At 39.7% G+C, this 21,612-nt stretch carries 16 protein-coding genes; 1 reads left to right on the top strand and 15 read right to left on the bottom strand.

Annotated features, from left to right (window positions below; all coding sequences use genetic code 11):
• Nucleotides 1–21: 21 nt before the first annotated feature.
• The 9 genes from DW019_RS08225 to DW019_RS08190 all read right to left on the bottom strand — a co-directional run bounded on the left by DW019_RS08225 (nucleotide 22) and on the right by DW019_RS08190 (nucleotide 7,108).
• The gene (locus DW019_RS08225) at nucleotides 22–1,608 is read right to left on the bottom strand and encodes a recombinase family protein (RefSeq protein WP_118443081.1); all 1,587 of its coding nucleotides are present in this window, start codon (nucleotides 1,606–1,608) and stop codon (nucleotides 22–24) included.
• Between the two features lie 52 nt (nucleotides 1,609–1,660).
• Nucleotides 1,661–1,837, bottom strand: a complete 177-nt coding sequence (locus DW019_RS15045; RefSeq protein ID WP_182431075.1) for a hypothetical protein — start codon at nucleotides 1,835–1,837, stop codon at nucleotides 1,661–1,663.
• A gap of 572 nt (nucleotides 1,838–2,409) precedes the next feature.
• On the bottom strand, nucleotides 2,410–3,321 hold the full coding sequence (locus tag DW019_RS08220; RefSeq protein ID WP_118443080.1) for an Abi family protein: 912 nt from the start codon (nucleotides 3,319–3,321) through the stop codon (nucleotides 2,410–2,412).
• A 140-nt stretch (nucleotides 3,322–3,461) separates the two neighbouring features.
• Nucleotides 3,462–3,782 (bottom strand): helix-turn-helix transcriptional regulator, encoded by a 321-nt coding sequence (locus DW019_RS08215; protein WP_118443079.1) that lies wholly within the window; start codon nucleotides 3,780–3,782, stop codon nucleotides 3,462–3,464.
• Nucleotides 3,783–3,986: 204 nt separating this feature from the next.
• Nucleotides 3,987–5,066, bottom strand: a complete 1,080-nt coding sequence (locus DW019_RS08210) for a WYL domain-containing protein (protein ID WP_182431074.1) — start codon at nucleotides 5,064–5,066, stop codon at nucleotides 3,987–3,989.
• 118 nt (nucleotides 5,067–5,184) lie between these two features.
• Nucleotides 5,185–5,439 (bottom strand): helix-turn-helix transcriptional regulator, encoded by a 255-nt coding sequence (locus DW019_RS08205; protein WP_118443077.1) that lies wholly within the window; start codon nucleotides 5,437–5,439, stop codon nucleotides 5,185–5,187.
• Nucleotides 5,440–5,467: 28 nt separating this feature from the next.
• A complete protein-coding gene (locus DW019_RS08200) occupies nucleotides 5,468–5,869 on the bottom strand; it encodes a restriction endonuclease subunit S (protein WP_118443076.1) in 402 nt (133 codons plus the stop codon).
• A gap of 268 nt (nucleotides 5,870–6,137) precedes the next feature.
• Nucleotides 6,138–6,308, bottom strand: coding sequence for a hypothetical protein (locus DW019_RS15040; RefSeq protein ID WP_182431073.1), 171 nt, complete (start codon nucleotides 6,306–6,308; stop codon nucleotides 6,138–6,140).
• A gap of 347 nt (nucleotides 6,309–6,655) precedes the next feature.
• On the bottom strand, nucleotides 6,656–7,108 hold the full coding sequence (locus DW019_RS08190) for a hypothetical protein (RefSeq protein WP_118443075.1): 453 nt from the start codon (nucleotides 7,106–7,108) through the stop codon (nucleotides 6,656–6,658).
• Between the two features lie 479 nt (nucleotides 7,109–7,587).
• On the opposite strand from DW019_RS08190, the gene DW019_RS08185 reads away from it, so the two are divergent.
• Nucleotides 7,588–8,730, top strand: a complete 1,143-nt coding sequence (locus DW019_RS08185) for a DDE-type integrase/transposase/recombinase (protein WP_347474412.1) — start codon at nucleotides 7,588–7,590, stop codon at nucleotides 8,728–8,730.
• A 459-nt stretch (nucleotides 8,731–9,189) separates the two neighbouring features.
• On the opposite strand, the gene DW019_RS08180 is transcribed toward DW019_RS08185, so the two are convergent.
• From DW019_RS08180 to DW019_RS08155, 6 genes are all read right to left on the bottom strand, one after another.
• The gene (locus DW019_RS08180; protein WP_118443074.1) at nucleotides 9,190–15,381 is read right to left on the bottom strand and encodes an RHS repeat-associated core domain-containing protein; all 6,192 of its coding nucleotides are present in this window, start codon (nucleotides 15,379–15,381) and stop codon (nucleotides 9,190–9,192) included.
• A gap of 45 nt (nucleotides 15,382–15,426) precedes the next feature.
• Nucleotides 15,427–16,134 (bottom strand): hypothetical protein, encoded by a 708-nt coding sequence (locus DW019_RS08175; RefSeq protein WP_118443073.1) that lies wholly within the window; start codon nucleotides 16,132–16,134, stop codon nucleotides 15,427–15,429.
• 21 nt (nucleotides 16,135–16,155) lie between these two features.
• Nucleotides 16,156–19,266, bottom strand: coding sequence for a DNRLRE domain-containing protein (locus DW019_RS08170; protein ID WP_118443072.1), 3,111 nt, complete (start codon nucleotides 19,264–19,266; stop codon nucleotides 16,156–16,158).
• 167 nt (nucleotides 19,267–19,433) lie between these two features.
• Entirely contained in the window at nucleotides 19,434–19,571 is a 138-nt protein-coding gene (locus DW019_RS08165) for a cyclic lactone autoinducer peptide (RefSeq protein WP_118443071.1), read from the bottom strand.
• Complete coding sequence (locus DW019_RS08160) at nucleotides 19,561–20,160, bottom strand: accessory gene regulator B family protein (protein WP_182431072.1); 600 nt, start codon at nucleotides 20,158–20,160, stop codon at nucleotides 19,561–19,563. Before DW019_RS08160 ends, DW019_RS08165 begins: the two co-directional genes overlap by 11 nt.
• A 140-nt stretch (nucleotides 20,161–20,300) precedes the next feature.
• Nucleotides 20,301–21,602 carry a GHKL domain-containing protein gene (locus tag DW019_RS08155; RefSeq protein WP_118443069.1) on the bottom strand — a complete coding sequence of 434 codons (1,302 nt, stop codon included), beginning with the start codon at nucleotides 21,600–21,602 and terminating at the stop codon, nucleotides 20,301–20,303.
• Nucleotides 21,603–21,612: the final 10 nt, after the last annotated feature.

The raw sequence follows: 21,612 nt of genomic DNA, 5'->3' as shown, positions 1-21,612 counted from the left end.
CCTTCTTCCCTTTTTAATTACTTATTTTTGCCAATGAAAATTATACACTAACACAAAATAATCTTGATGTACCTCTATCTCATCCACAAAATCATCTATAATTTCATCCGGAAGATGTGCTGTATCGAACTTAAAATCCCGTTCTATTCCAGCCTTTAATAACTGTATTTTCTTTTCGTACAGATCTTCTTCTAGGTCTTCCTGTTCATCATATTGGGCAAATTCCTCCTGCAATTTCCGTTGCTCTTTAAGCAATTGTTCTCTTTTCTCGTCATACCTTTCCTTTTCAATCTCTCCATTCATTCGCATATTAAGAAGATTGTCATAACGGTTATTCCACTTTTCCATTTTTCTTTGTAATGCCTGATAATCAGCAAGTCGTGTATTTTCAACTTGTTCCTCACAACAAGTATCAATCATGTCATTACAAATTTTTATAATTGCTTTCTTATCACCCCAAAACTTTTTGAAGATAACATCTGCCATAGCCTCCAGTTTCCAGCGAGGCACAATTTTAATATCACAGCATCCTTCTATGCTAAGTCCTTTTTTGAGGCGTGTTTTGATACTGCCGCCTTTAACCTGTCCATAGCACTGGTACGCCCATTGCTTTGGCTTATCTTTGCCTGTGTGCCATACAACTCGATTAAATGTATTTCCACATTGGCATTTTAACTTACGGCACCAAACATCAGGGGATCGTTTTACTCCTCTTCTTCGTTCTCCGCTTTCTCCCGTTTTCAGATGCACTGAATTTGCATCTATAATTTTTTGTGCTTGTTCAAATTGTTCCTTAGATATGATCGGCGTATGTGTTCCTTCGACCACTATCTGATCCACATCTCCGAAATTGTTTATTTTCTTTTGTTCCAGAAAATCCGGAACATACTGTTTTCTATATACAATAACTCCACAGTAAAATGGATTTTTTAAAATCCTTGTAATGTTACTTGGATGCCAGCGTTTTAAACCAGTCGCTGTCAAATGATTCTCCGCTTCTAACTGATAGCAAATCTTTGTGGCTCCATTTCCCTCAACATATAAATCAAAGATTCTTCTAACAGTTGCCGCTTGTTCTTTATTTATGACCAGTTCCTTCCCAATACGATCATAACCCAATATATTTCCATTTCCATACAGGACACCGTTTTCAAAAGATACCTTTTGCCCTGCTTTTACTCGTTGGGAAATCTTTTTACTTTCATTTTGAGCCATTGTAGCCATAATCGTTAGACGAAACTCTCCATCCTCATCTTTAATTGTCCAGATATTGTCCTCCGTAAAATACACTTCAACCCCTTGTCGTTTCAATATTCTTGTTTGTTGCAATGTATCTACAGTATTTCTAGCGAATCTAGACACTTCTCTGGTTATTATCAGATCAAATCTGCCTGCCGCAGCATCTTCCATCATCCGAATAAAGCTACGTCTCTTCTTTACAGATGTTCCGGTAACTCCCTCGTCTATATATTTATCGTACAATTCCCACTCTGGATGTCTTTCCAATATGTCATCATAATATTGAATTTGATTTTCCAAAGCAGAAATCTGTGCTTCATGCTCTGTAGAAACACGCGCATATATAGCTACCGTCCTTTTTTTCTCCAAAGCAAATATCTCCTTCTATTTTTTACTCTTTTTTATATCACTTATAATAGCATCATCTGTTATTTTTTTCAAGTATTTTATTCTCATATTTTCTTGTCATTTTTTCATAAGCCGCTCGAGAGATTTTCCCATCTTCACAGCATTTCTTCATTATATATAACGCTATGGTATGATTTATCTGATCTGTTGTATATTCCGTCAATTGCTTATTGACATTTTTTATCAGCACTTCAAATACCTCCTTCTCAATTTCCGCTTGCAACGACTTACAATTCAAATATTATATGTTCTCGCAAACAGAAATTTTAATTATCTCCAGTTGAAATCACCAGTCACTGTGGTTAGCAGCACACTCTGGACTCGCACCATCTCTTATAGACCATAAAGGGAGTATCATTATCATAGAACAGTCGCAACCACGGAATCACCATAATTCCTCTTTTGCATGGATGTTATCGCTCCCGGCATCTCACATCAGACAGATCAATCAAAAGAATACCTGACAAGCTATCTCCTTTGTGTCTGTCCTACCGATCCTGGCGCATCTGCGGCACGGCGCAATGCGTAACTGTTCTTTACGTCCAGTGAAATCATCGTATTCAGTTGTCCGTGTCTGAAAGGATTATTTCCTGTGGACACAATACAAGTATAAACAGGAATCTACCATTTTACTAGATGATATGTTTCGCACAAAATCGTATGATTTATCGTATCATTGCCAATACAAAAAGAGCCGCGCTGCGGCTCCCTATTGCGGTAATTATTTATTTCACCCCCCGTATACTTTTCCATAAACGATATTTATATCATTTCATCCCAGTTTTCCGGAAATCCAATATGTGACAACGAAATATCATCTCCATACTCCTCTATCAATGCTCTTAACTCTGTCATAATTCTGCTTTCCCACTCATTTTTATCGGGATATAAAAATTTAAGCGTCAATATCTGCGAAAACAATTTCCGGTTAGTATTAAACGACACATTTTTCGGCATCCTAGGCAATGCTGGAAATGACCAGTAATATATTCTTGAATAATGAGCACAGCGATTGCGTAAATCCGTTAAGCAGCGCAACCAGCTTTTTAGACACACACTTGATGTATGATATAGCTCTCTTGCAATTTTTTTCTGATCCACCGACTTCAAATCAGCATACAGATATGAAAGCATCCCCATAGAGAAGAACCCTATAATCACCCAGATTGGAAATTGTCCGCTATACTTTTTCTTATGATGCTGCACCACTAATGTCATTTTGTTCTCTTCAATGCAAATGTCAAGCAGCCTCTTAAATTTGTCATCATTATGCCTTTCATTATATATATCCGGGTTTAAGTATCCCAATGCACCGTATGCATGTCCACAATAATATGACAATTGTGTCCTCAAATACAGTTCTATTGTCTCGATACATTCAAATATCAAATTTCTTATACGACCATAAAACTCATATATGCGTTTAATTCTGTTGAAATTAATATTTTCAAAATATGTTCCATCTGCATTTCTAAATGGCAGAAAATATGCCGATAAACGATAATAATTTGCCTGTTTTAAAAAAGATTCGCACGCTTCATCATCCACGATAAATCCCTTTCTCTTTATGATTTTAACCTGTTCCTCATAAGTTTTAGGCGATTTCATCATTACTGTTTCTTCGTAATGACTATCCTGTTTGTAATCCATTTCCACTTTGCTTGAATTATCCAATCCTTGTCTCCTTAAAAAAAATGTCTCCCCATGGGACACATCACATATGTGAGAGGTGCGGGGAGTCCTGTTACTGTTATTTTATGCTATTTCCCAGAAAAAATCAACCATTTTTAATTGTTTTCGTAATTTGGGTGATTTCATGATGTACTCTTCTCCCTATCCTGCTTTTCCAGCAATGCATCCATATATCCTTGCACACGAAACTGATCGCCTTCATCCAACTTTCGATACTTATGCATCACCGGGATCTCACCTGCTCTGAGGTTTCGTTTTACCTCCTCTTTAGATTCCATGATCTCACCTGCAGAGATCCCCATTGCTTTACATATTTTCCGAATGTTTTTCTCCCGTACCTCATAGTCTTCTTTTTTCAAAATGCTCCATATCGTGCTTTGTGGAATACCGCTTTTCTTTGAAAACCGGTATGCTGTCATATGATTTTCCCGCAGATAATCCATCAATCTTTTTCTTACTGTACCGCTAATCTGTCTCTCCCCCTTGCAATACTCAATTTGTAACTACAATTAGTATACTTTTGAGTCGGTTCGTCTTTCAACCTATATGTTTCGTATGAAATCGTATGATTTATCATACGCTTTCGACCTTTACATCAAGGAGATTGTACAATTTGAAATTTCCATTATTTTGGAATTTTCGGAGAATCATGTGATTTTATTTGTTTTCTGATAATTTTCTATAATACACTGTGCCTTTTGACACAACTGGTCGATGATGGTCGGATCTGATGTCGTTTCGATCTTGATATGTTCACTCAGGTTTATGATCCAATTACAGATTGCCGTCTTGGTGGATATGATTCGTATTCGAAAAAGATGCTCTTGTGTCTTTATCTTAGACGTGATCCGAAATTCCGTTTCCACTGCTTCAACAAGATATTCCTCCACCATAAGTGTGGCACTCACCGGCTTTTCATAGGACATTCTCGGATGTTCCTCCATATATCGTGAGATTTCAAAGGAAGAATCGATACCCTCCAATTGACTCATGCACTTTCCCTGCTCCATCGGGTGCATTGCCACCTGTTGCATTCGATCAATGCGATAATGAGACAGATTGTCTTTTCCATCCGTATTGCAGATAAGATAATACCAACCGCCACTAATGACCAGGAAATATGGTGTTACTGTATATACTCTGTCCGATAGTTTCCCGTTTTTCCGATACCGGAATGTTATTTTTCTCATTTTCTTGATCGCTTTTCCGATTTCCATCAAATATTGAAAAAGCTGCTCACACTGGCATCGCTTGAATGTCTCCCGGTATTTCACATATTCAAACCAGCTTCCAAAATATTTGCTTGCACAACGTTTTAATTTGTCCAGAATCCGACTGGCACATCCATCGTCCACGCCGGGTGAAAATAATATGCTGTCATGCAACAGGCGTATCTCCGTATCCGAAAACAATCTGTTGTTCAGACAATATACCTTGATGTATCCGCCGGGCTGCTCCGGATTGGCAATCGCTTTTTCACAGATCTGAAGTTCCTCTCCCTCATTCAAGCACCACTGTGTTTCATGGAAAAATAGATTGAGCTGACGAATGTTAGAGGATACCAGTTTCCGCAATGCAGGTCTTCCCATCCTTCTTTCCGATTCAAATTCATCCTCCAATCTGTCACATATATATTCCATCGAGATCATATGATCCTTATCTGCATGGATCCATAGTATCCTAAGCAACAATAACGGAATCATCTTTTTACTGGTCGTTCGCCCCATCTGTGTTCTTCTCCCTTCTCTCCACCAGAACACAGCCGCCTCTTTTCTTTTGTGCAAAAAGAAAAGAGGAATCATGTTCCTGACATGTTCCTCTTAATTCTTTACTAATGATTCATATTCATTTACTTTCCAGGTTTGGCGGTATGTACTCTGTCAATTCTCCTAAGTCTACCTTCAAGTACAAACACAATTTACATAAAAACTTCAAGTCCCATCGTGTCTGTTTGTTCTGACAATATCTGTTGAAATTTGTACGTGGAATGTCCAGTTCTTTGCAGACCTTCGTCTTGCTTATTCCACGGTCTTTCAAAATTTCTTCAATGCGTAAATGAAGATGACCAAAATCAGTAACATACTCATTCGTACTTTGCATGTGAAACATCTCCTATAAAAGTATACTTTTATTTTATAGGATTAGTCACATTTATATAATTCCCTCTTATGTCACTCACAGATGTGTTATATTCTTTAGTAATAAAAGCAAATATTGATTCTCGCTGATGAAGAGTGATGAGGTGGTTAATATCCTCAAACATATCAACAATTTTAGTTTGTTCCTCTACAGTTTTTGGTATTTTAATCCTTCCCTCAAGGAATTCTTTATCTGTAATATTAACATTATTTCGGGCTCCAATATTAACTAACGGAAATAAATATTGATCGAGTCTTTCTTTATCTTCTAAATAACACTGAATAAATCTCGTATAACTTCCGTTTTCCCCTGCTGTAAATGGTAATGATGTTGCTGCCGCATCACTTCTTGCTGTTTCTGCTGAAACTGTCTCTGTATAACGCTCACTCATTGGTTACTGATATCATAGCAAAATGAGTGTTATTTGTCAGTAACGCTATGTTTTGGAGCACTTACTGTGTCACGCGTCGAATTATAGTTCCCACCTACGGCAGTTTTACCGCAGATTAAATCCTACATCCGATCTGGAACACTCATTTTTAATCCCTTGAATAGACTGAGGTCCTTTTGCCATAAGCATCGGAATATGTAAATCTATACAAGGCGTCTTCACTGCGATATCTCTCCTTATAGAAAACTCTTCCTTTTGAATCCTTTAATTATAATAAACAAAAAGAATCTATAGGGGTTTGCAACAATGCAATCATCTTCTCGACTTCTAATCGCAATGTTTGTGCAAGTGTTTGATTGTGACGCTTGGCATATTTTTTTCTGTCGTACTCATATTCCATCAGGCATACATCCACTTTCGGTCTTCTTGGCCTTGCCATTTTTATATATCTCCGTCACATCCTAACCACAGTATGCTTTTTGTCCTCCAAAAAATCAAGCACTTTCTCCATAATTTTCTCATTCATCCTTTTCCACATCGGCATGGATATACTACCATACTTTTATTATTCGGAATTTTTTCGTGTGGTTGTCACCCTACCAAAATTTCCTTTCCTTAAATGTTATGAAGCCTTCGCCTCTGTTTTCGTTTCCTTTTCTATTTGAGATTTAATTTAGCCACTCCTCATAAAAACTCCAATCTCCGTTTCCTTTCTTCCATCGTTCCAAATATCTTTCCTTCGTCTGATACATATCACTCGCAAACTAGAAAACTTTATGTCTAACTTCATAATTTTTTTCTTATTTCTTGTATTTTATTTTTTCTCTCTAAAACACTTACATCACATTGTGCTAATAATTCCCAAAAAACATCTGCAGCAGATAATGTTTCTAAAAAAAATTCTTTTTTTTCTACCATATATGTCTTTTTACCTATAATTATCAAAAGTCCATTCCGATTATTTTTTTCGTTTCTCAATATCACATTTAAAGGTTGGTCAGGAAACCAAAAACTCGTTTCCCTTTTTCCTTCTATTAATTCATCTATTGCATCTATGAAGTATGACCACAAATGATTAATCAAATCATATTGTTTTAATCCCATAATCTCTTGAGTATAATATTTTATTACAATTGCTCCTTCTAAATAACAAACATCAGTAATAAATTCTATGTCAGTATCAGGTTCAATTTTAATAAAACAATTCCTATGTTTAATATACGTTTCTACTGTTACCATTTTTGTATCCTCTCTCTCTATTGGGTATTGTCAAGCCACTACCTAGTTTTATTGTTCTAAACCTTGATTTTATGGGGTTTTGCAATAAAAAGAACAATGTCCCCCTTTTTGATGTATAATGTAATCTCCACAAAAACAAAACACGAAAGGATTTCATTGCTCATGGACATTATACTTTATTTACTTCAATACATCAATTACCAACGTAAAATTATTGGTCAATTATTAAACTTTATCTGCAATACATACCTCTCAAACAGTGGTCCTTTGACGACTCACATTCCCCAAAATACCAGAAATATAAGATCGACCAGCTTCCACGCATCATTTCTTTTCAACAGGAATGGAACTGGAAAGATCTTATCCCATACTATCAGAAACGCTACCACAAAACGCTTCGCCCGGTATTCCGACGGGTTGCCTGCGATATCCCTTCCTCCTGCCGCTGCCCGGCTTGCGATGCTCCTGTAGATTATCTGATGTGGAATGACGGGAAAAAGAAATCTCAAGTCTTATGCAAAGTCTGTCAGTCCCGTTTTTCGCCCACTAAAGATAACCGTTTTTCAAAAAATCATCGGTTAAACTGCCCTCATTGCTGTCACAGTCTTGTTCCCATCAAAAGCAGAAAGCATTTCATCATCCATAAATGTGTAAACCCTAAATGCTCTTACTATCTCTATAATCTCAAAAAAATAGAGAAAAATCATCTTGATGAGGCACATGGAAAAAGCAGAAATAAACTCCATTACATCTACCGTGAATTTACGATAGATTTCTTTAAGATGGATCTGTCTTCCCTTCCAAAAAATGCATCATCATTACGGTTTACTAAATTTGACTCACATGTCATGCCGCTCTGTCTGACATATCGTGTCAATCTTGGACTGTCTCTCCGCAAAACTTCTCAGGCACTTAAGGACATCCACAACATTTCAATATCTCATCAGAGTGTTGCTAACTACTGCAAAACTGCAGCTCTGTGCGTAAAACCCCTTGTTGATCACTTCGATTACAAAACCGGCAATGTCTTTACCGCCGATGAAACCTACATAAAGATCCGCGGGTTCAAAGGATACATCTGGTTCATCATGGATGCTGCCAAACGATCCATTATCGGATATCAGATCTCTGACAATCGCGGTGTAGGTCCCTGCATCCTTGCAATGCGCATGGCATTCCGAAATCTGGAAAAACTTCCGGAACATTTCAAATTCATTGCAGACGGATACAGTGCTTATCCGCTCGCCGCACAGCAGTTTTTCAGACAATACGGTGAAAAGTTCAAGTTTGGCATCACACAGGTGATCGGGCTGACCAACGATGATAAGGTTTCCACGAAATACCGTCCTTACAAGCAGATGATCGAACATCTCAGCAGAACCTATAAATCCTCTTACCGCCCGACCAACGGCTTTAACAATATCGACGGTGCCAACTACGATCTTGCACTCTGGGTAGCTTATTACTACAACTTCCTGCGGCCACATCAACACACCGGTTTTCGTGTCCTAAATCATGTACAGATGATCGACAACGCTGACAACATGCCTGGCAAATGGCAGCTCCTCATCTTTCTCGGACAACAGCAGATAAAACAGATGCAGTCTGAGAACTGTTCCTAGATTTGGAGCCCGAGTTAAATATCAGCCACCGTAAGTTCCGCTTACGGCTGTGTCCTTGAAGGCACACAAAGGCAATGCTAGAATGCTATGATATCGATGGAGAGATTTAGAACTGTTCCTGAGTTTCTCGCCGTCGTTATAACGATCAGAGCATTGCTTTTGTGCGCCCTCAAGGATGGCGTCACTATCCAAAAAGTAAAATATCTACAGTTGTCAAGGTTCAATATGAGCCTTTTTTCTTGGCTCGTTTTTTCATATGTCACTTGACACTATCCTCTATTGTCAAACAAATCTATTTTGTAAATTCCAACTTTTTTGTATATAATAGCATATGAAAACGCTGAAAAACAGTATATTACACACAAAAATGCGATTATTAATCGGAATTTACCATCATCCAGCGGAATGAATAATACTAAGCCCGTCCTTTCTACTGTTTTATACATTATAAACCAGATATTATTTAGGATAAAATTGCCCTATTCTTCCTTTGCTTATGCCAACTACATATTTTTTCCCATCCACAACTCCACTAATTTGATATAATGAATTAGTTCCCTTAGTGATAACCTTATTTCTATTTTGTGCAATTATTTTTCCCACAACATCCTGTATATCTTTTACTGTCATTTTTTTATCCAAAAAAGATTGCGTCGCTTTTACTGTGCCATTCCAATATAAAGGATGATGCCTCTCCAAAATATGTTTCATTCCCTTTTTATCCAATAATAATGTCTGATTAGAAACTCTCCAAAACTTGGATTTATAGTTTCTTAATGCATTTACAACCTTGCTTGGTATAGCTTTTTTTATTCCCTTTTTGGTTATTTTTTCAGTTGCCCTTTTTATATGGGCAATCTTCTTTACTTTTAGTTTTTTTGCCTTGTTGATATATTTTTTATTCTTATAAAGAACTTTTGCTCGTTTCGCCTTGCTTGCTGTTCTTAATGACTTTGAAGCTGCCCTTGTACCTTTTCCCACTTTGCTTACTTTAGCTGCAGTCTTCGCAACTTTAGCTGTTTTCGCAGGTACTTTCGCTACATAAGAACCCGGTACTCCCGGAATAAGAGAGGCTGCATCCCATAGTAAATATCCCGCATTTTCCCATGACGGATTTGTACACATTGAGTAAATACTATCTCCCAGACTCACTATATCAAATATAGTCTCCCAAATATTCCCACTCGGATCTACCCTATTTACCCCATCATTTCCGCAGTAAGTATACAAGTGTAAACTCAGAGAATCTTCCTCATCACCTGTATAGGTATCCCTTGTTAGAAATCTTCCCAAGTATGGCTGGTAATACCTGGCTCGGAGATAAATGGCATCCGTCTCCTTATCGTAGTATTCACCACAATAGCGGAAAGGATTCTCATCCTTTCTATCCGGGTTCACTTCATTCCCGAAGGAATCATACTCATAGGTCTTGATGACTTTGCCACTTTCATCCGTCAACTGTACCACATCGCCATGAGGATTTTTGACATAATACTGCTTCTCTGTTCCTTCTCCCTGATCCGCATATACAAGGTCATTTCCACAGATATACCGCTTCTGCACCTTGCCGCTGTCAGAGAGTTCCATTACCAGTTGATCCCCGTCCCAGACAAAAACTGTTTTTTCTCCATTCACAGTCTTGCTAGTACGCAGTCCCTCGGCATCGTAAGTATAGTTTACCTTATAATTTTTCGTAAGCGTCTGTGTCAACTGATTTAGCGCATTGTAATGATTGACTACATTTTCATTAAGACGATTATCTCCCAACGTTAAGTCGATATCAATATACGTGCTGTCTTTCTTGTCGCTTGGGATTTCATAACGGTTGACCGTGGCAAGCTGGTTTCCGTTCTTATCATTTTTATAGATAACAACGGAATCCTCCTCCGTATTCGTATTTAAGGTGTCTGTGCAGAGCAGTTCGTCATTTTTATTATAACGGTAAGCAGTGATCTTATTTCCCACCTTCATTTCCTTACGGTTGTTATTACTGTCGTAAGAATAGGTGATGTCTTCGCTTTCGGTTCTGGTCTCTTTCCTGATACGCCCCAGCAAATCATAGGTATAGGCGGCTGTGCTGCTTCGCTTCTTTCCATCTTTGTCAAGAACCGAAAAAACTTCCTTGGACTTCTGCCCGTTTTCTAAGTATTCCAAGCTGTACTCAGATACCACCCCGGCACTGCCCGTCTGGTTCTTCATTCCTGTCAGGCGGTTCTGGTAATCGCAGGTGTAAGTGGCGGTCAGGTTATTTCCCGACACTTTCCTCTCTGACAGGTTACCATTGTCGTCATAGGCATATCCCACTATCTGATTACCTTTATCATCGGTAACGGAAGCCAGTTTGGATTCCCCATCATAAGCATAGCGGAGAGAAAGTTTATTTTCCCCGCCTATAGTCACGTCAAAGGCAGACTTATTGTCGGCACTGTCGTAGGCATAACTTTTGACAATGTCCTTATTCTTGGTAAGTTTTGTTGTCTCTCTAGTAACCTGCCCAGACACATCACCATAGCTAAATCTGGTATCATCCCGGGTTTCCACATCCCCATAGGCATTGTAAGTATAAGTGTGAGCGGTTTCTTTCCCTGTCTTCTTCTCTTTTGCCACCATCTCCGTCAGGCGGTTTTGATAGTCGTAGGTGTTTTTCAGAGTATTGCCATTTTTATCTACGGTTTTTGTGAGATTGCTGTTTTCATCATAAGAATAACTCTCTTTTCTCCCCTCCGGGTCAATAAGTGCCACCAGTTCATTTTTCTCATTATACTCATACTTTGTCTCGGCAATAGTGTCCGTCTTTTTCTTTCCATTGACAGTAAGGCGGTAACTTTTTCCTGCATAGGAAAAGGTATCTGCTTCCTCTCTCGTTTCTCCGGATTCACTTCCTTTCGCTGCATTTCCTGCTTCTGTCCCGCTACCAGAAGCTTCTCCGTTTTTATCGGATATTTCGGAAACGGATATGGTTAAAGGGCTGGTCATGCCGGCAAACTGGCGCACTTTGTTTCCCATGATATCATAAACATACTGGACATATTGTGCTTTTCCATCTTCCATACAGTTTTTTACCATAACAAGACTGCCCCGTTTGTCATAACTATACTCGGTTCTTGCTGTCCTGTCAGCGTCTATTTTGTTATTCTGTGCTATAACATTTCCTGCGGTATCATACTCTGTAATGGTGGTCTGGTAATGGATGTTTCCATCTTCCTTTTCCAATGGATATTCTGCCTTTATCATCTGGCCAAGAATATCATAAGTATAGTTTGAGGAAACTCCTTCTTTCGCACCCCTTGGAGTATATTCCCTTGTGACATTTCCCTGGTCGTCATAGTCTGTTTTTACAATCTGTGTCTGCCAATCTGCCTCACCCTCTTTCCGGCTCTTTGTCTCTGTCCGGCTGATATTTCCGTTATCATCATAAGTAAACAGAGTCTGTGTCTCGTAGATTGGAAGCCATTTACCATCCTGCTGTTTTTTCGTAACTATGTTTTCCTTGACATTTCTTCCAAAATTGTCTGTCTCATATGTTGAAACAACCTCGGAACGGTTTTTTCCCCGGATGGTTGTTCTTGTCTCGGACAGGATGTTTCCTTCTGCGTCTGCCACAGTTTTTGTAATACTCTCGCTCAGCACGTCATCATTAAACTGGTCATAATAATTGTCCGTATCCACCTCCGACTGATATGCTGATGGATTTAGTTCCTTGCTGTAACTGGTAGTAATCGTCTGGGCGACATCCTCCTCACCAATGACTTCTGTGTCCTCTTTAGTAAAGTTCCATGAAGTACAGTGTTTTGCATCAAGTTCCCCATTGCTGAAACTGGCACTGCCTATCTGTTCACCTAGGTCATCATAAAAATATTTACTGCCACTTAGGACTTTGTTTCCTCTGCCCGTAATATAAAAATTAGGAATCGTTTTGCCGTCTTCATTGACAATAAATTTCTTTTCATCGGGCTGGAATGTATACGTCCGTTCCTCCAGCAAGCGATCATTTTCTTCCTGCTCTAAGTCCGGGGCGTCTTCCTGTCCCCCAGTTTCCGTTCCATATTCATAAACACTTTCTGTCCATGTACCGGATGCTTCATCCTTGCTGATGATTGTATTGCCAAAAGCATCCTGTATGTCAATAGAGGTGCGACCATACTCATCCAGCATCATGGTTTTCAAGGCATCCGTGGATACATATCCCTTGTCTTTGGATTCATACTCCGTCCCCACTGCCTCTATAGTTTCTTTTTTGTCTCCAGTTTCTGGGTCGTAGGAGGTTTTTGTGACAAGACCATCCTTGTCTGTGGTAGACAGGCAATTTCCAAAAGAATCGTATACTGTCTCTTCTTCCGTGTATGTTCGGTTTGACGCTGGATTTTTTTCAGAATTCAGCGTAACATTCTTTTTAGTCTGCTGTCCCAGCACATTATATGTATAATTATTCTGGATGATTTCCTTTTCCCCGTCACTGCCATAGGTTGGAAAAACTTTTCCCTGAGTTTCATTTCCCTGCGCATCGTATTGGAAATCTGTTTTTGATATCGTTTTATAGGCAGTGCCATTAACACTTCTCTGCTCGGAGATGCTACTATAGTCAATGCCATTAGAAGTTATCTTGCTTTCCAATTTGATTTTTGTCTTTACAGAATCATAGAATTCCTGCCTTATCAGAGTACACAAACAGAAAGGCTTGTCCTCTGCCGGATAGCCAGTATCCGTATTGTAGTAAGCATATGTTACTGTGTGCAGATATTCTTTTCCCTTATTTTTCGCAAGGTATGCCTTAGGCGATTTTTCTGTCAGGAGATTCCGGTATTTGTCGTAGGTATACCCCTGCTTTGAAGTGACTTTTCCACTCCCCTTTTTACCATAACATTTGCTGGTTTCTAATGTAACGAGAGAACCATTCCCATCCCTGTCATATGTGTAGCTGCTTTCCACTTTTTCTGGTCCATAATCCACCTGGTCAACCAGTAGCTTGTTTTCATTGTAGATACAAACACTGACATTTTTCTTTGTGCTGCTTTTCAGATGAAGATTTTCCGAATTAATTTTTGATTTCTTATACTTATAATCGTAATACTTTCCGTTGGTTTTATATTTGTTGGGATTGAAAGTACTGACTACGGTTACCGTCTTTAATCCGCTGTTGCCATACTGCCAAACCTCATCCTGTGATTCCTGAAAATCAGCAAAGGAAATCAGACTGTTCCCCTGCTTCTGGAAATAATCATATTTGATTCCGTTTGATTTTTTTCCGGTTTTCGTATCCTTCTCATACTCCCTGGTGACATAGAACTGCTCCGTTACCACGTCTCGTTTCTGGTCGGTTCCGGATTTCTTTTCTCCCCGCAGGGAGCAGGCACGGTATTCATAGTGCTGTTCGCTTCCGTCTGCGGTTACTTTGGTCAGCAGATAACTCTGGTTAGTGGAAACTCGCTGTGACGCTACTCCGGCGCCGGAAGTGTTGACCAGCCGCTCCACAGTCTTGTAACTGTATTTTTCCTTACTGCCGTCCACTGTTGCACCAACAAGGATTACACCATGCAGCCGGTCACCATGCAGGGGTGTATAGGATTTCTCCTCCGTTTCATAAGTAATGGTTTCCCGGGACACGCCTCCCTCGACAGTTTTCCCCTGGACAGTGACTGATGCCAGCGTCTTTTCCCCATCATCCTCTTGATAATGAAATGCAATCTCCCGCCCGACAGAATCTGTGATTTTACTAAAGTAAATTTCGTCGGTGTATGTATAAATAATCTTGTTGTCATGGGCATCTTTCTGTAACACAACCACTCCATTTTCGTTAAAATAGGTACGGAGTCCCGTTTTGTCACGAAGAAGGTACTTGCAGGCGATACCGTCTACCGTCTTATTCCAATCTTCCAGTTTAATATCATCGTAATTATAACCCTTCAACCCCCTGATACGATAACAACTGTTGTCATTGTCTTTTTCTGTCTCGATATTCATCACTCCCGCACTTCCGTAATGCAGGTATTTGGCTTCTTTGCCCCAGCCTTCCTCCTCTTTCAGTGTGACGGTTTCTATCCAGGGAAAATCATACCGCCAGCCGCTTGCCAGACCATAGACATTGTGTCCTTCGTTGCTGACAATCTTTGTGCGCTGGGTATCCTCAGAAACTTCCTCATCTCTCCGCACTTCTCCTTTAGTGTAGGTAACCAGAAGGTTTTTCAATGCATTTTTGTGTTTTTCCAACAAGGCAGTATTTACCACTATTTTATGATCACTTCCATCTTCTGCCTTATAATGTACCCATACCGTATCCAGAGAAATTTCGTCTAAATACTCTACCGTAGCATGACCAAGATTGGCTTCATTGCTGTCATAGTAGCGGTTGAGTTCAAAATCCATGCCGCCTGTCCCCTCCAGTGACAGGTCATTCCGGGAAAGCATCAGATGCCCGGTGGCTGTGTCTACACCATCGGCTTTCTCTGCTTCCAGCGGAGAGCCGGCAAGATAGTTTTCATATACACCGCGGAAGGTATCGCCATAGGATGCCTCCAATGCAGTATTGTACACCTCCCCAACAGTGAGGTTTTCTCCTGCCGCCCGGCATATACTACTGTTTGCGCACAAACCGGTTCCACCTATCACAGCAACGGTTATTGCTCCAAACAACATCTTTCCTAATCTTCTCATAGATTTCAAACTCCTTTCTTACTCTATCAGCTATCAATCAGAATTTTATTTTTCTAATTCTTCCACTGTTTTCCCCGCATCCAGTTCTTTCAGCACTTCCCCAAAGCTATAAGTCTCATTCAATAACAGAACCGCCACTTCTATCCGTTCCTCTTTACTGAGGGATTTGTCTTTTAACTGCTGTATCTGCTCCTTTGACAATCCCAACTGTTCTTCCGTGCTGAGAATCTCACTATCCTTCACCACATCAAACCATTGCCTGTTTTCGGATGTTTTTCCCTTTTCCTTTGCTAACTCGATGGCTTTTCGTCCGGTTTTTACGGACAGTTTCTCTGCCTGTTCCAGATCATCCAGACTGTAACCTTCCTGTTCCATCTGGTACTTGGTATTTTCCGGGATGGTGAAAAAATCCTGTTCCAATTTCCTACCGGTCTTCTCCCAGTCCTTTGTTTCCGCCTGTATCTTTGCGACCTCTTCCCGATCCGTTTCATAAAGTTCCGCATACAGATCAGCGGTTTCACGGTCCGTCGCCGAAAGGGATTGATAGACTTCCTCTTTCTTTTCTTCCAGTTTCTTTTGATTTTGATGATTCCTTATGATTATGCTGGTTCCCGCAAGCAAACACATGACAAGCACTACGGCTGCTGCAATCCCGATTTCTTTTCTTTTTGGTTTCCTCAATGATAACTCCCCCATTCCGGATTCTATATTTTCCCTGCACGACAAACAGGACTCGCCCATTATGTTTTTCATAACGAACGAATCCCCGCATTATTACTTTTCTTCTGTCAAGGTAATCTCTACTGTTGTTTTCCCGGTTATCTTTGCTTCCACTGGGATAGACTGGTAAGTCTCATACGATTCTCCCCGCTCCAGACTTCCGGTCAGTTTCAGCACGATTACGCCTTTTTTCGGCTGATATTTTAATAAGGTAACGCCGTCTGCCCCTTCTTTCAGATCGTCCTCTGTTTCAAAAGAGGATGCGTTCTGGATTTCCATTTCCTCCGGGTTGACGTTTACCGTGACAATCTTTGCCTGTCCCTTTTTTAAGTTCCCAGCAGTTACCTGTAATTCATAGGATTCTCCCTCATTCACTGCCATCTGTTTTGTGGTGGTCTGTACTTTTACCGTATACTGCTCTACCGTATCCAGAACACCAAAGCCTGCCATTTCTCCGCCAATGCTGTAAATGTCGTTACCTGAAGCGGCCAGCATGGAATCCTTCTTTGTCAGGTTCATATCAGAAATTCTGTTCCACTCATCAGAGTAAGCATCATACACCAGAACTTCCTTTGTCTCCTCTGTTTTTGCCATATAGATTTTTCCGCTGATTACTACAGGAGTACCATAGATATCCGAAGCAGCAAACGGACACACGGTTCCGGCGTCCTCAAAGAGATTGTCCTCCGGGAGATACTCCTGCCAGAACATCTTCTCTCCGTCCTCTTTTAACACAAACACACGGTTATCCACACTTGCTGCAGCAATGACCGCACTGGTATCCGGCAGAACTGCCGTCTCCCAGATATCGGTTTTGATGTCATAAATTTCTGCTTTATCCGTGGTACCTGCCTTTGTCCATGTGTAAACCTTATCCTTGCTGAGCGCTGTTGCCAGATTAGTTCTGCCCTCTGCCAAGTCCGCCTTTTTCTGCCACTGTCTGGTCTCTATGTTATAAGCATACACAGATTTGAGAAGTTTTGCCGTCACTCCCGTATCTGTCTGTCCGCCGATGACATAGATTTCGTTATTGTATGCAAACATGGCTGCTTTACAGATACCGCTTTCTGTGCCTGGGTATGCCGGCAGACTTTCCCATGTCTTTCTTTCTGTATCATAAACCGCAAAGGTATTCAGAGAACCGGAAGCATTTTCCCCGCCAAGCACATAGATCTTTCTATCCAGCGTAGCCGCTGAACCATTTTTTCTTGTTTCCTGCATTGGTGTAGTATATACCCATTCAGACTGGCTGTCCGTATTATAAATCATCCGGGATGTTTCTCCTGTCAGGGAAGCATTTTCCCTCGCAGCAACAGTAAATCCCAGCGTCTTTCCCGCCGTTTCATTGGTATAAACATAATCATAGGAAGTACCTGTCACAACCACCTCACTGATTTTCTTTCCTCCATCGTAAACGCAGACGAGATATTCTTTGGCGTTCTCTACCGCATTCCAGGTGATGGTATACTTATCCTGTCCTTTGATTCCCGTTGGTTCCGGAATTGCAAAACGCTTTTTCAGGGTAAGGGTGTAATCCCCGGTTCCTTTGTTTTTGACGCTGACTTTCAGATATTTCCGTCCGTTATAGGCTCCGGTAAAGAGGAAGTTGTTATCCAATCCGGAATTGTCGTCATAGGCAACCTGATTTTTAGCTGTGTCGTACATGGTTGCCTGTGTGTCAATGGAGGAATCGGCGTAAATGTCATATGCAATGCCCGGCTTGGTGTCAAAGTAATAGTAATTCTCCTGTCCTGCTGTAATCACAGACCGGGTAACAGGAACAGATTCTTTTAGCTCCACAGCGCCTTCAAATCCCACCACCTCATAATGCACAGTGAAGTATGGATTCCGGTCTATTTTTGCCTGGTAAGAACGGTTAGAATTATCTGCCACCAGTGCCACACCGTAATTGGCTTCTCCCGCATACCATGCCTTTACAATATCAGTCACATCGCACTGGTATTTCCCTGCCTTCTGTATTCCCACAGTTGCTGCGGCACCCGCTTCATACGCCGGTCGGTTGTTATAAGTCAGTTTGTTGACGTTCCAGTTCTGTGTCACTTTGTGGACACCGATGTCAAAGGTCTTTCCAGCCCCTAATTTTAATGTCTTTTCATTCTTGATATGTAATGCCGCATCCCGAATCTGCACATCTTCATTTTTTAGTTCGGAAAGCGTGGACATCTTGGTAAATGCCACACATTTATTTGCCTGCAGGAGCAAAGATTTGTCGTAACCGAAGTTGCTGTTTGGTGCGCCGGCATAGGCAGCTCCCACTTTTACATCTCTGCTGTGCTTGTTTGTTATGTATGTTGTCCGGATTTCTACCGGGAATTTTCTCTTTTTGCTGTTCCACCACTTTTTATTTGGTGTTACTTTCAATGTTTTTGTCTTTTTGTTATAGGAAAGTTTTACGTTGGTTGTCGATACTCCATTGGCATCGGTAATCTTGGTGCTCATCCGGGTAAATTTGGTTTTACCCTTTTGGGTCTTGAAATAAACCTTTTTGCCCTTCACCTTTACTTTCAGCTTTGTATTCAATTTGAAGGAAAGAGATTTATTTTTCTGTTTTTTATTGATGGAAACAATCTCCTGCACTTTTTCCGGAAAAATGTCATAGGAGACGTTAGTATTCTTCAGGACTTTTTTGTATGTTACTGTGTTCTGGTTCAGAACATCAGTGTATGTCGTTTTCTTTGGATTACTGATCTTTGCTTTGGATTGTTTGAGTTTTTTTCTTTTTAAGGCGATGGATAAGCTGGTTTTTCCCCGCTTCAGAGATACAACGGATTTTTTATTTGCTTTTTTCGAGACTTTGATGGATAAATCCGTCGCTTTTGTTTTATATTTAGTTTTTCCTGATTTCACCAGAGTGGTGTTGATTTCTTTCCATCTTCCGTTCTTTTTGTAATGGATGGGCATGGAATAAATGGCAGCGATAAAACTGCCATCAGACAAGGCAAACTGTTTGACAAATTTGCTCCGCTTGGCAGTCAGTTCTTCCGTAACGGCTGCCCGGGATGTTCCCGTATTCATACCTGTTCCTGCTTTTGCATCTTTCCTAGTGGAAAAATCCACTCCCACGACAGCAGTGAGTACCAATACCACAGCTAATGTACCACTGATAATGCCCTTTTGGATTCCTTCTTTTCCTGTTTTCTTCATGAAAAACCTCCCTCATATGTTCTGCGATTGCTCCAAATATAACACCAATTTATATCTATAGATAAAATCAATCGAATTGATATATTTTCTTCTCTGCCCATTGTTCCATGCTAAGCAATGCTATGATTCAATGGGCAGATTTTAGTTTCGTCACTTCCCATGTTGCATTACTTTTTCGTCGGACGTTTCGGCTGATGCAAAATTCCTGCACATGCTGGCGGCCAGCCGGACTTTGCTCTGGCAGCTTCAGCCTTTGCCAGTTTTCCCGCCAAGTTGAGTAAACGATTTTCTTTTTTACTTTTCATCACACTTCACCTCCTGCCTTACTATTTTTGCTATCAATATGAAAACAGCACAAAACACAATTGCAAGCATCATGTACTGTTGCCATCGCATATGTAACAAATACGCAATTACAATTACTCCAAATTCCATCCCCAATACCTTTCTGCTCCACATTTTATACTCCTGTTGTTCGCATTTTGACAAAGCCAGATTCGGATGATTCACGGGAGCAAAACACCATATACAAACTGTTGACAGAATAAATATAATCCCTTTTACCATTTCATACTTTTCTATTAACGGAGCAATTATTTCTAATGCCATTAATAATGTTAATACTGATCCTGTCAGACATCCCAAAAAACTTTTTGCATGAAAACCACCTGTAGTCTGCCTTACAGCCATAAAGGAAACAGTAAAGATGATTCCATCTATTGGTTTTCTTACTATAAAGGCAATACAAAACAAAACAACATATGCTACTATCTTTTCCAGCATAATTGTCAGCCCATATATAGAATCTTCTTCGTATTGTTTATCCAAAACATCTTTGTCAATAAGATATTTTACAAATTTAACTATCATAGCCAGGTTCTCCTCGTCTTTCATATACCATAATTTCCTACTTAAATTCAACAGTAGTAGCAAGATTCGACTAAAAGTAACCAAATTTGACTGTGATTTTTCATATTTACTTTTTTTGCAAGAAAAAAACAAGGCTCTGCAGCCTTGTTTTTGTAAACAGATATTTATATTTCTTCCGTTTGGGGAATTACTGCCGTATAATAAAACCATCCCTTATCGCATCTGATTCTCCCAATTCCACCATACTTATCTAAAACCATTCGAATATTCTTCAAACCAATCCCATGATTTTTCTTATCCCCTTTACCCGTTTGGATATCATTGTTTTTAATTTCTACGGGAACCGCCACTGGATTCTGGACAGAAAGTACCATTTGTTGTTTTTCCTTTACAAGTTTTAGCCGTATCACCTTATTACAATCTAATTTCTCACAAGCCTCAATCGCATTATCCAATAAATTCGACAACAAAATAACCACATCCTGCTCCTTCATCCATAATCCGGATAAATCATTTACCTGAAAATACAGAGCAATATCCTTACTTTTTGCGAGACGATATTTTTGATTTAGTACAACATTTAATACTGTATTATTAACATCTATGACTTCCCGACCATCTATTAGTATTTCTGTCAATTTATCTGCATATTCCTCTGCCTCCCGGTACTTGTTTTGCCTCAATAGTCCCTGAATGCAATGAATCTGATTGTTATAATCATGCACCATCCGTTTTTTCTGCGCATAATCCTCACTAAATTCATAATATGCCTGCATTTTTTCTTTATTTCTCTCCTGTAATATCTTCATTTGATTATATTGTTTTTCTCTTGCCGATATGTATTTTAATAACACAAACATGACAAGATTGATGCTTACCATTCCAAAAGAAACCGTCAAGTATCCAAAAGAATTGTTCTTCTGTTGAAAAGACAGCAACATAACAAGCATGATTACTACAGTCATCATTGGAAAACTAATCATTAAAATCCATTCTGATTTCTTTACATCCAGCTCTTTTTCTCTTTTCCAAAAATAATCCAGTATCAGTACAATCACAAACAAAACCGTCTTACACAAAAGGACTAGAATCACTTGAATTACACTGTTTGATAAATCAGCAGAATCCAGCAATAAATCAACCAATATTAATCCTAAATAATCAACACAGAATAAAATCGCATAAAAAATAAAACTAAGAAATATCTTGAGCAGCCATTTCCCTGTATAAAATATCACAGCAAACAGTGCAATGCTTATAATAATCCCTATACTGCGAAAAACATAATGTCCACCCGTCTGAGTAATTAATGCCCAAAACAAAAACACTCCTGTCAGCAAAAAAACGGATAATGATTTCAACCATCTGGCCGGATATCTTTGTTCCAAAAACATATTCAGGAAGATTCCACAACAGAGTGCTTCATAAAATACAATACTGATACTTTTGAAAAATTCTTCTACCATAATATTTTAT

It is taken from the genome of Clostridium sp. AF37-5 (assembly GCF_003477605.1).
Classification (GTDB): domain Bacteria; phylum Bacillota; class Clostridia; order Lachnospirales; family Lachnospiraceae; genus Eubacterium_F.
Note: the sequence above shows the minus strand (reverse complement) of the source record. Positions and strands in the feature narration are given on the sequence as shown.